Here is an 11,264-nt window from a genome sequence, read left to right on the forward strand (position 1 = left end):
AAGGTAATAACCCCGTAGTATTTTACGGGGTAGAATATTTTTCTGCAATTTTTATATTTAGTTCTTCGCCAAGGCCTCCGTAGATCTCTTGATATTCTTCGTAGACATTTTTTAGGCGGTTTAAATTAAAATCTATGGCTTCTTTGTCTTCTAACATATCTAGTTGATTTAGTGGAAATCGCTCAAACATCATTGAGATTTCTATCTCTAGATCATCTCTCATAAACTGTAATTTTTCATTACTTATGGGCAGTTCTCTTGGTCTTTCTCTTTTTAAAAAGTTCAATAGTGCTTCTTCGTTACAATTTTTGAAATGTTCTTTTGCCTTTTCAAATTCTTCTGTTGGAAATTCGTATAGGGCTGGGCTATAATAAAAGATTATTTCTCTAAATATGTCCTCGATTTCTTTTCGCTTTTCGTCTGTGATTATTATTTCTTCTTCTTGTGTTTTTACTTTGACATCTTCTTCAAGTTCTTTGAATTCTTTTTCAAATTCTTCTTGGGATTTGTTTTTTGCGTCTTCTGGCGAATATTTGTCCAATAATTTTATATTTCTTCTAAGTTTTCTAATGTTTAAGTTTAATTTATCTACATAAATTTCCAATTCGCCAAATATTTCATTATATTTTTCGTAAGTTTTTGGGATTAAATTTATTATTGTGTCTTCTTTTACAAAGATTAATTCAGACACTAAAAATTTCAAATAATTTCTCTCCATTACATCACCTTTTTCTTTAGACATAAACTTTATTATATTCAGGAGGATAAGTCAATGTTAAAAATATTGTAAGAAAAAATAGGAAAGTTTTTCAAGCCTTTTAAGTCGCTGTAGTCTATGTAGGATGGTGTTTTGTGCCAGCCGTCATAGACGTGCAATATTTTTATTTTTATTTTCTTAAATTTATATATTGAATATCCAAAGATGACTAAGGAATGTCTTTTATAATATCCACTGCCAAGGTTCATGAGAACTGGGTTTAGATTATCTATTTGATTTTTTACATGGGAATAAAAGTTGCCTATATATATGCCCCTTGATTTTAATTTCATTTTGTTTTTTCTAAAATATGTGTTTGCTATATGTGATATGAAAAAGGGTAGTGTGCCAATGTTTTTGAAGTAGCCATTTTTCTTTGCTATTTCAAAGATTTCTGCGTAAATTTCAAATTTGTCGAGGTCTTTAAAGTAATATTTTATAATTCGTGTCAGGCTTGTGATTGTGCAATTATTGCTTCTTTCTTCAAAATCTCTCTGCAAAAAGTTTTGCATTTCTATTTCTCTCAACTCTAATAAAGCTGCTTTGGGATAATTTTTTTCTATATATTCTTTTAGATTTGCAATTCTATTTTTTCCATTTTTCCCTCCGATTTTTATATACCCACTTTGCATTAAAAAAGCTTTATGATTTTTCATAAAACTTTCTCAATTTGTATTTTGTGTTTTTATGTCCAAAAACTTTCTTTTTCTTCTCTGGAGGCTATTACGTCGTTAAAAATTTGCCATAGTGTTACATAATTGTCTTCTATTTTAAAATTTTCTTGCATTTCATAATCAAAAAATTCTGCCCTAATTCCGTCATAAAATACTGCTTGATTTCGCCCTGTGTCTGCTATTATAAATTTTGTATTTGTAAATTTTTTTTTGAAATGGTTAAAGATGTGGTACAAAATATTGTTTTCTGGGCTAAATTTTGCAAATAGAAAGCCCTCTTTTTTGTCAAAGTATAGGTGGTCTTTGTAGGTTTTGATTTCTTCTGAAACTTTTTTTAATATTTTTCTAAATAAGGCTATGTATTCGTCGTCGCTTTCAATGTAATAAAATCCCTTTACATATAATTTTTTCAAGGTCTTTGCTATGGCAATTTCTTTTTTTCCACTGTTTGCTGAAAATACCATAAAGATGTTTCTGTAAAAGGAATAGGAAAAATTTTTTATTATGGAATTTTTTACACGTCTTGCCTTGTCTATTTCTGTTTTGCATTCTATTTTGTCTTTGTTAGGGTATCTTTCCCTACTTTTGACTATGTCTTCTACTTCTTCTAAAACTTTGTAAGAATGAAAAATTACTGTGAGAAGTCCTTGGAAACTTCCGTCATATACATATATCATATTTACCTCTCTACCTCGCATATAATTAAATTATGATTGCTATAAATTTTCCAAATTATCTAATATTATATTTTTAATTTTAATTTTATTTGTCGTAAAAGCTATTTATATTTTGTCGCCTCAATAATGTCTTTGGCTTTCAATGGATTTATGCTGTCAAGGTAATTGTATCATTAAAACCTTTGTTTTGTAAACATATATTTTTATGTTGAAATAATTTTTCTTTCTTCTGTTTTTTATTTTTTTATAAATTTCCAATAAAAAATCTGCTTCTATGAGCAGATCTTTAAAAGTATTAAATTGCAAGTTTCCCTGCGTTGGAAATGTAAGATGAAATTCTCTCCATTGCTGCAAGTGTTTTTTCGTATAAAAGTCCACTTTCAGGGTTGCAAATTTTTTCTCTCATCCTAAGCATATGATTGTTTCTAAATTGAGAGGCTTCTTTTTGCACTAATTCGTTGGATTCACGCAAGAAGGCGACTCTTTCGCCTTTGTCTAATTCTGAAATTGCTGAGTTAAACATCTTCTCGATTAATTCATTTATTTCTTTTAATTCTTCAAAGGTTTTGTCTGTAAATTCAAGTTTTTGGTCTTCTTTTAATTTGGCAACTTCGGCTATATTTTTGGAGTGGTCTCCAATTCTTTCCATATCTCTGGATATCCTTAGATATGCTGCAAAGTTTGCTGAAGTGGTTTCATTCATTGCAAGTCCAAGGGAGTCAATTATAAAGACTGAAATTTCTTTATTTAAATAATTTATTACTTCTTCTTGTCTAAATATTTTATCGTATATTTCTTCGTCAAATTTGCTAAGTAATGATACTGAGTTTTTGTAGTTTTCGTTGCAAATTTCAAGGAGTCTTTTTATTTCTGCTTTTACATCAGTGAAAGTTGCTGGTGCGTCTTTGACAATATTTTTGTTTATATATTGTAGGGACATTTCTTCTTGTTCCTTGTCTATACCAGGGATGAGCTTAAAGGATAGGTCTGCAAGTTTTTTAGAGAAGGGGAAAAGCATAAGTGTAGTCGCCACGTTAAAGGCTGTGTGCAAGTTGGCAATTTGTGCTGCTGGCAAATCTCTTGAAAAATTCATTATTATTTTATCAATAGGTATGATAAAGGATAATGTTACGAATATTATTGTCCCAATAATATTAAATAGCACGTGGACTAATGCTGTTCTTTTGGCATTTTTAGAAGAGCCAACTGATGACAAAACGGATGTAATACAAGTACCAATGTTAAATCCAAAGATTATATACATTGATGATTGAAGTGGTATTACTCCCTGATTTGCTATTGCCTGCAAAATACCAAGTGATGCTGATGATGACTGAATTATTGCAGTGATAATCGTACCAGCAAGTACGCCAAGTATTGGATTGTCAAATTTTGTCATTAGTGTTACAAATCCAGGATATTCTCGCAGTGGTTCCATGGATTTACTCATAAATTGCATTCCCATAAACAAAAATCCCAGTCCTATTATTGCTTGACCAATGTATTTTTTCTTTTTATTTTTTGAAAATGTATTTAATAAGAATCCAACAAAGGCAATTATAGGTGCTATTGTGGAAATATTTAGTGCAACTAATTGTCCAGTTATAGTTGTACCAATGTTTGCTCCCATTATAATTCCAACTGCTTGATAAATTGTCATGAGTCCAGCATTTACAAAACCCACGACCATTACCGTAGTGGCGGAAGAGGACTGAATTATTGCTGTTACAAAGGTTCCTACTAGTATTGCCTTTAAAAAACTCGATGTCATTTTCTCTATGACAACACGAAGTCTGTCGCCTGCAACTAGTTCCAAGCCGCTGCTCATCATTTCCATACCATAGAGAAATAAAGCAAGCCCTCCCAATAGTTCGATAAAGTAGTTAATTGACATAATTCCTCCCAATTTTTTATTCAATTTAATCTTACAATATAATTTGATTTTTTTAAAGACAAAGTAATAAAAATGTAAATATTAAGTAAAAATCTTTGAGTGTTAATGCAATAAAAGGACGATCTATCGTCTAAAATTATTTTGTCTTTGCAACTTTTAAATAAAGTGGAAGGGCGAGAAGTTGTGCAGACATAGAAATAATTATCATAGTAGGAATGGATATGCTATACATTACTCCAAGTAACCATGAACCCAAGAACCAGAAAAATCCAAAGGAGCATTCAAAAATCCCATAGCCAGTGGCTCTATTTTCTTTTGGAACCATGGAAGTTACTGCTGCCTTTAAAATTGATTCTTGTGCACCCATGCCAATTCCCCAAAGGACTAAGCCAAATAAAAGTGCTGGAAGACTTTTAAATCCAAAGATAAAAATTGAAAAAGGTGCAGAAATAATTGTGGAAATCACTAGTGCCTTTACTCCATTTTTGTCGTATATATGGCCAAAAATCAGTGCCGCAATGGCATCTACAAGCATTGCTCCTGCATAAAGTAGTGGAATTGTTCCGCTGTTAATTATATTTGATGTTTCTTGGAAGTTCCCTGCTACTGATGTGAAATTTTTTGTTATGTGCATAATTATTATTGAGTAGTCGATAAAACCAAAGGCAAAAAAAGAAATTCCTGCAATATAATATATAAAGGACTTTTTCATTTTAAAGGGTTCTTCCTCTTTTGACTGTGGTTCAAAATGCTCTGGGTTTGGAAATTTCATCTTCGTATAAAATAAAAAGAGAATTGTAATAAAACCGGGAATTGCCAAAAATGCAAAACAAGTTCTATAAATTTCAAAGGTGCTGCCCTCTGTTTTAAATAACATCACTAAATATAAAAGAACTGGACCTAGAAATGCTCCAATTTGATCTAGCATCTCTTGTATGCCAAAGGACTTTCCCACTCCCTCTTGTGATGCTGCAAAGGACATAATGGTATCTTTAGCTGGTTTTTTTATTGCCTTACCCATTCTTTGCACCACAAGTAAAAGCGATGCAGCAACCCAACCACTTTCGCCCACAAGTGCAAGAGCAGGAACAGCCAAGATATCTAGCACGTAACCAAAAATTACCATTGGCCAATATTTTTTAGTTTTGTCAGTAATTTTTCCAAAGACATATATCATGGAATAGCCAACTAATTCGCCAAGCCCCGAAATAAAACCAATGGTACCTGCCGATGCGCCAAGTACAGTAAGATAAGCTCCTCTAATGCTTGATGCTCCTTCATGTGTCATGTCTGAAAATAAACTAACAATGCCAAATAAAATTATAAATAACATGGCAGTAGAAATTCTTTTTTTCTTCAAAATAATCTCCCCAAAAGCTTTTATTTTATTATTATATCATCATATTGTAAATTTATTTCAAAAAATAAAAATGATGTTGCAGAATAATTTTTATCCACAACATCATCTTTAAGCTACATATTGTCCTTTACTCCAACGGCAACCATCCTTGCCTTTGCACGAACTTCTCCAGCAGCTTCCATTACCATGTTTACAATGACTTTTCTTTCGCCAATTTCTTCGGCAGTTGCTGTAACTATAACTTCCTCGTCCATTGGAGTTGGCTTTTTGAAATCAACTTCAAGTCTTGCTGTAATGAAGCGACCTATCACCGTGTCTTTAGTAAGTTCAAGCCCTAAATCGTGATGTTTAAACCATGCAGCAGATGCAGTTCCGTGACAATCGAAGATCATTGCAATCATTCCTCCAAAAAGATTTGCAGGAACGCCACCAGTATATACAGAATCTGGAGTAACCTTTGCGATACACTTACTTCCATCTTCAGATGGATAAGATTTTAGGTGCATACCTTCGTGATTTTTAGGACCGCAACCCCAACAGTATTGGAATCTTTCGCCATAAGTTTCTTGAATGGCAATATTTTTATTTTCTTTATTCATTTTATTCTCCTTAATTATGATTTTATATAGAAATTATATCACTTCAAAAATTATAATTCATCTTTCTAATTATAATTAGGATAAACTTTAAAAATAACTCATTATTTGTCTAATAACTACTTACTCTCGATCTTTGTATTACTCAATTCTCCTGCCCATTGGAATCCTTTTTTTGCAGTTATTACTGCAATAATTTCGTTAATTACGGCTGCTGCTGCAATGGTTCCTTGAACAATTTTTGAACACTTTGGAGCTGGCGTAGCTAAAACTGAAACGGCAATACCAGTAAATACCAAGGAAACGCCAGAGTGTGGCAAAAGTGTTAAGCCAAGATATTTCTTTACAGTTTCAGGACATTTTGTAATGCTCGCTCCAAAATATGCTCCAAAATATTTTCCTGCTGCTCTTGCTATAATATAAATTACAGTAAATAAACCAGCTCCAAGAATCAAGTGGTAATCTAAAGGTGCTCCTAAGTTTAGAGTTACAACAATCATGGAGATGCTTAAAATAGGGCTAAAGCTATGCATGATCTGTACAAGACGTTTTTTGAAACCATATTGGAAAAGGTTGCGGAAAATGCCATGCCGATTAGCATAAAATTTAAAACAGGTCGAGGCAAAATCAATATATTAAAAATAAATCCATCAGAAGATGCTACTATAATCATGGCAATCAACAAAATCAATGTAGAAGATTTGCTTCGCTCTTTTTTCAATACTAATCCAGCTAACAAACCTGTTACAATGCCTATAAGCAAAGGCAGTATTACAATAAGAGTAATCATGTATGCTGGTAAATCGCTGGCAGAAAGATTGCCTGCAACTATTGCAATAGTCGTGAAAAAGACTATACAACCTACAATATCATCTAAGGCTGCCATGGGGATTAAGGCTTCGTTAACTGGTCCTTTTGTATTAAATTTTCGTACAATTGATAAGGCTGGAGCTGGTGCTGTTGCAAGTGCAATTCCTCCAAAAATGAATGCCAAATATATTGGGATATTCGCTTTGTAGAATACTATGCTAAAAACCATTGATACAATTAAAAATGTGCCCAAGGATTGTGTCAATGTAGTTATTACAATAGCCTTCCCAGACTCTTTTATTTTGTCCCAAACAAGTTCAGTCCCAATCATTAAACCAACACCACATTCAAGAATGTGATTCATTGTCTGATACCACTGAGCATCTAAAAGTGTTTGATTCATAAGTGAGAGTGCATGAGGTCCTAAAAACATTCCAGCAATCAACCATCCCAATATTGATGGCAATTTCAATTTTGAAACAACCTTACCCACAAGAAAAGCAATCCCTGTTGTGAGTAATAGCCTAAAAAATAATATAATCATTTTGTTTCACCTGACCTTTCTGAAGGGAGTGCATATGCTGCTCCTTTTTTTTATTAATGACTTGAATAACAAATCCATTCTTATTTCCTCTTTTTATTGAAAAGTATCTTTCAAAATACTTGTTAAAGATTCTAAAAAATTTTTATATTAGTTCAATATTTGCTTAATACCAATAATTACTATATAAAAGTAAACTTACTCCGATTTCAATTTTTTATCTTTAGGATTTTTTTCTTTTGGTTCCTTTGCGACACCATAGAGTATAATGTCAAAAATTGCAGACAATCTTCCCTCGTGGTCATTGATGAGTTCTCGATAGTCGCCATTTTGTTCTGATTTTTTTTGAAAATATCTATTGAACATTTCACTAACACCTAAAAAGTATTCCAATGCCATCTCTTTTGTAATCCCATCTCGCAATGTAAGACAATCCAAAAGGTCAAGATAATACTTACTGAAATATTCATCAAAACCACTGCGCAACTGGGCAAGTTCATGAGTTAAATGTTTTGGAGGTTGTAAGACTGCATTAAAAAAAATATTGGCATACTGTGGGTTGTCTTGAAAAAATTTTTGTCTAATCATGAGGAAATTTTGCAATCCATCTTTAGCACTTTTAATTTCAAAAGGTTGTGCTTTCAAAGTCGCTGTCAATTCATCATAGCAAGCTTTTACGCAAAGCAAGTACAGCTCATCCTTTCCCTTAAAATTGTGATAAATCAATCCTTTGGAAATCTTTCCTACTTCACAGATGCTATTAACTGATGCTCTATAATAACTTTTACTACCAAATTCTTTAAGTGCAGCAGCAATAATACGCTCCTTAGTTTTCTGAGTCTTTTCTTGTTTTTTCATCTTTACCTCCTTGGTATTATTGACTACATGGTCTATTATAGTAAAATATGGACCACATAGTCAATAACTAAAATTTAAACTCTCTGTCCTTTCTATTTAATTTTTAGCAATAAAAAACAGTAAACCTATTGATTTACTGTAATGTTGCCATTTATAACATGATATTTAATTTTTGAGTTAAATAACAGTAATTATAAGGCTATCTTCTTCCATTTTCTTATTTTTGTTCTAAATGTTCCAAAGGGTGCAACAGTATTAACATGAATAAACTTATATACTTCCCATACTGCTGTTTTAGTCGCTTCATCAGCCCACTTTCGCATATGTGGTTTAAATAATTCTTCCTCGCTTAATAGATCAATCATCTCATAAATAGAATTAATATTTTCATTTAATTTGGCTTTTAACTCTTGTAGAGATAAATGAGCGTAAGTATCTGTGAAATGCTGATATAACTCGCCTAATTGATTCCATTTGAATTTATCGGAAGGTGTCTTTACTTGAATGCCCTTTCTTTCATCTTCTTCCCATTTAAGAACTAAAGTCGTCCAGCCTACTTGATAAGCAAGATTTTCCGCTGGAGTTCTGTCAACTTCATTAACTCTCTTATCTTTTAAATTTTCTGGAATGTCATCAAATTCTGAAATATATTTTTGAAAGGTCTTATTTATTTCAGCTTTGAGTTCCTCTTTATTTTCATATACGCGCAAAATTCACCTCTAAAACTTTTAATTTATATAACTTGATTTAATTAAGCCTATTTTATCATTGATAACTTGCGAAAAGCAATAATGCCGCTCAAGAATTAATATTATACACGAACTTATAATCCAGTAGCAATGCCTATGCACCTATGGTAGCTTTTTTATCTCCTTTATCACTGATGAGTTTGTGTTTTCTTTTAATTTTTCATAATTTTAACCTACTATTTTATTTATGAGTTTTTGTTATTTACTAGTGTCTTTTACTAACAACGCAGTAATTTCTACTTCCCACGTGAATTGACTGCTCCTAAGTATATCAACTAAATCTATCCGTATATATAAAAATATACATGAACCTTTTAACAATATGTAGGGCTATCCTTAAATAGTTTATTATAAAACAAGTCTTATCACTCTACCGCTTTTTTAATCTCTGCACAAGTGGCAATTTTCTACGTCAATTACCATATTCCAGACTTCCTGAATATCTCAATTAATAAATGCTCTTATATTTGATATCATCATAAATTATTATAATCAAACTCATTATTGGTTCTAATTTTAAAGATACTTGCTCGCTTCTTTAACGCTTAATATGTCCATTTTATCTTGTTGTTCTTGTATAAAACTAATTACCCACTCCCGATTTGTCTTTGAGTACTCTCTTAGTGCCCATCCAATCGCTTTGTTTATAAAAAATTCATCTGTATTCAGACTATTAATTATAATATTTTCTAGAATTCTAGTATTCGTTTTTTCTTTCAATCTCAACTGATATTCTATTGCCGTTCTTTTTATCCATATATTTTCTTCACTTGACCACTCTAACATTAATTGATGCACCCTTTCATCCTTAATTGCTATGTTACCAATCACCTGTGCAAGAAAATCTATTGTATCCCACCAAGATTTAGCTATTATTAATTCCCTGATTTTTGAAATATCTTCATAAAATAAAAACTCTCTCATTTTAAGTAAGTAATCATACACAAGATACTGAAACTCTCTATACTCATTCTTATAGCATTGAAATAAAAAATTCCAATCTACAACTCCATTTTTCTTTTCAATTTTCAAGAATTCATTATAGATTTTTCTCCTTTCAGGAGTTGCAATACCAAAAAATAAAAATTTATTTCTCATGTATTTTGACATTGAAATAGCTTTTATTTCATTACGATGTTTTTCAAATTGCTCTTCGATGCTTCTATACTTATTCATATTTCCTATCCTCTTCAATTTATTGCCAAGTCATATATTAACTATAAGGTAACAGATATATAATTTTTAACAATAAGTAGGAGTTACGGTTAAAAGGTCTCAGTTATACAAAATAAAAGCTGTTTACTTACAGTAATCCTCTATTTTGTATCCGTATTCTTTTAGAAGTTCCCTTGAATAAATTTTTTCATTTTTTGAATTTCTAATTTCTTTCCAGAGTATAGCTGCAACCTTTAATTTATTAGAATAATTATTACTAAATTCATCTGTACAAAAATCTTTTAGAAATTGATTCCACTGACAAGCTGAATTATCATACTTGGCATAGTCTGACTCTCTATAATAAACATCTAACATATCTTTAATGGTAAAATTTTCATCGTTCTTTCTTTTTACTTTTCGCCAAGCCGTTGCCATATCAGCATTAAATTTAAAGCATCTAGTTTCCGTTATTTCTGAAAAATAGTTTCGAAATTTTTGATTGAATGAAAATCCACATTCAAGTAATGAAGTATCTAGAGTTATTACGTCTATTTTTTTCTTATTTACTTTCCTTGAAGATTTCTCTATTTTATTGCCTTTGAAATATTCTTCTATAACATGATTCAGTTCCTTTTTTGTGCCACTGCACTCTAGTCCAAGAGATTTACAAATTTGTGAAAGTTCTTCTCGAAACCAATAATATGTATTAAATTCTTCAAATGTTTTTATATCTTTAAAATCTGGTCTGCTTTCTCTCATATAATCACCTTCATAACATCTCATATAACTATTTTTTATTATACCAGTTAAAAAACAATTAGTCTTCTGTCATCATAAATAGATTCACTGGTATCATTTCTGCTTCTAATAGCCCTATCAAGTACCATATAGCTATAACTCCGTCAATCTTTTCTGTGGATTTTTCTTTGTCTGACTTATATTTCCAGCTGGCTGTTCGTATGAAGATATATCCTTAATCCATCTAAGGACTGGATAAAAACTTTACCTTCAGTTGTTTGGATATCGTCTTGCTTTTGCCAAATGTCATAATTTACATGGTCCCTCTTGTCCATTGTCATCAATCTCATCGCTTGCTTGACTCATTGGTTAAGTCTTAATTACCTAAAAGAAATTTCTTCTTCTGAATTTTGTTTGCAGGGTTAAAATTTTGTTCTGCTTATTTTTATCTT

The 11,264-nt window shown here is 31.3% G+C and carries 12 protein-coding genes; all 12 read right to left on the minus strand.

Going from position 1 to position 11,264, the window contains the following annotated elements:
- Positions 1-22: 22 nt before the first annotated feature.
- Positions 23-718, minus strand: a complete 696-nt coding sequence (locus ACQRC6_RS02850; protein WP_427847652.1) for a hypothetical protein — start codon at positions 716-718, stop codon at positions 23-25.
- Between the two features lie 38 nt (positions 719-756).
- Positions 757-1,413 carry a C39 family peptidase gene (locus ACQRC6_RS02855; RefSeq protein WP_427847653.1) on the minus strand — a complete coding sequence of 219 codons (657 nt, stop codon included), beginning with the start codon at positions 1,411-1,413 and terminating at the stop codon, positions 757-759.
- 29 nt (positions 1,414-1,442) lie between these two features.
- Positions 1,443-2,108, minus strand: a complete 666-nt coding sequence (locus ACQRC6_RS02860) for a DUF4130 domain-containing protein (protein ID WP_427847654.1) — start codon at positions 2,106-2,108, stop codon at positions 1,443-1,445.
- Between the two features lie 295 nt (positions 2,109-2,403).
- The gene (locus ACQRC6_RS02865) at positions 2,404-4,002 is read right to left on the minus strand and encodes a Na/Pi cotransporter family protein (RefSeq protein WP_427847655.1); all 1,599 of its coding nucleotides are present in this window, start codon (positions 4,000-4,002) and stop codon (positions 2,404-2,406) included.
- Positions 4,003-4,138: 136 nt separating this feature from the next.
- Positions 4,139-5,362, minus strand: coding sequence for an MFS transporter (locus ACQRC6_RS02870; RefSeq protein WP_427847656.1), 1,224 nt, complete (start codon positions 5,360-5,362; stop codon positions 4,139-4,141).
- A gap of 113 nt (positions 5,363-5,475) precedes the next feature.
- Positions 5,476-5,961 carry a hotdog domain-containing protein gene (locus ACQRC6_RS02875; RefSeq protein WP_427847657.1) on the minus strand — a complete coding sequence of 162 codons (486 nt, stop codon included), beginning with the start codon at positions 5,959-5,961 and terminating at the stop codon, positions 5,476-5,478.
- Between the two features lie 116 nt (positions 5,962-6,077).
- Positions 6,078-6,491: a hypothetical protein gene (locus tag ACQRC6_RS02880; protein WP_427847658.1), complete on the minus strand. Its 414-nt coding sequence runs from the start codon at positions 6,489-6,491 to the stop codon at positions 6,078-6,080.
- Positions 6,467-7,240 (minus strand): cation:proton antiporter, encoded by a 774-nt coding sequence (locus ACQRC6_RS02885; RefSeq protein WP_427847659.1) that lies wholly within the window; start codon positions 7,238-7,240, stop codon positions 6,467-6,469. The genes ACQRC6_RS02880 and ACQRC6_RS02885 overlap by 25 nt, the downstream gene beginning before the upstream one ends.
- A gap of 267 nt (positions 7,241-7,507) precedes the next feature.
- On the minus strand, positions 7,508-8,167 hold the full coding sequence (locus ACQRC6_RS02890; RefSeq protein WP_427847660.1) for a TetR/AcrR family transcriptional regulator: 660 nt from the start codon (positions 8,165-8,167) through the stop codon (positions 7,508-7,510).
- Positions 8,168-8,358: 191 nt separating this feature from the next.
- Complete coding sequence (locus ACQRC6_RS02895; RefSeq protein WP_427847661.1) at positions 8,359-8,877, minus strand: ClbS/DfsB family four-helix bundle protein; 519 nt, start codon at positions 8,875-8,877, stop codon at positions 8,359-8,361.
- 555 nt (positions 8,878-9,432) lie between these two features.
- Entirely contained in the window at positions 9,433-10,092 is a 660-nt protein-coding gene (locus tag ACQRC6_RS02900; protein ID WP_427847662.1) for a DNA alkylation repair protein, read from the minus strand.
- Between the two features lie 123 nt (positions 10,093-10,215).
- Positions 10,216-10,833 (minus strand): SAP domain-containing protein, encoded by a 618-nt coding sequence (locus tag ACQRC6_RS02905; RefSeq protein WP_427847663.1) that lies wholly within the window; start codon positions 10,831-10,833, stop codon positions 10,216-10,218.
- Positions 10,834-11,264: the final 431 nt, after the last annotated feature.

Origin of the sequence: Peptoniphilus sp. SGI.035 (assembly GCF_050315115.1) — a bacterium.
Taxonomy (GTDB): domain Bacteria; phylum Bacillota; class Clostridia; order Tissierellales; family Peptoniphilaceae; genus Peptoniphilus_A.

Coding starts and splice junctions, on each gene's coding strand:
- ACQRC6_RS02865 (WP_427847655.1), bottom strand. CDS start 4,002: ATGTCAATTAACTACTTTATCGAACTATTGGGAGGGCTTGCTTTATTT.
- ACQRC6_RS02860 (WP_427847654.1), bottom strand. CDS start 2,108: ATGATATATGTATATGACGGAAGTTTCCAAGGACTTCTCACAGTAATT.
- ACQRC6_RS02900 (WP_427847662.1), bottom strand. CDS start 10,092: ATGAATAAGTATAGAAGCATCGAAGAGCAATTTGAAAAACATCGTAAT.
- ACQRC6_RS02875 (WP_427847657.1), bottom strand. CDS start 5,961: ATGAATAAAGAAAATAAAAATATTGCCATTCAAGAAACTTATGGCGAA.
- ACQRC6_RS02905 (WP_427847663.1), bottom strand. CDS start 10,833: ATGAGAGAAAGCAGACCAGATTTTAAAGATATAAAAACATTTGAAGAA.
- ACQRC6_RS02855 (WP_427847653.1), bottom strand. CDS start 1,413: ATGAAAAATCATAAAGCTTTTTTAATGCAAAGTGGGTATATAAAAATC.
- ACQRC6_RS02880 (WP_427847658.1), bottom strand. CDS start 6,491: ATGCATAGCTTTAGCCCTATTTTAAGCATCTCCATGATTGTTGTAACT.
- ACQRC6_RS02850 (WP_427847652.1), bottom strand. CDS start 718: ATGGAGAGAAATTATTTGAAATTTTTAGTGTCTGAATTAATCTTTGTA.
- ACQRC6_RS02890 (WP_427847660.1), bottom strand. CDS start 8,167: ATGAAAAAACAAGAAAAGACTCAGAAAACTAAGGAGCGTATTATTGCT.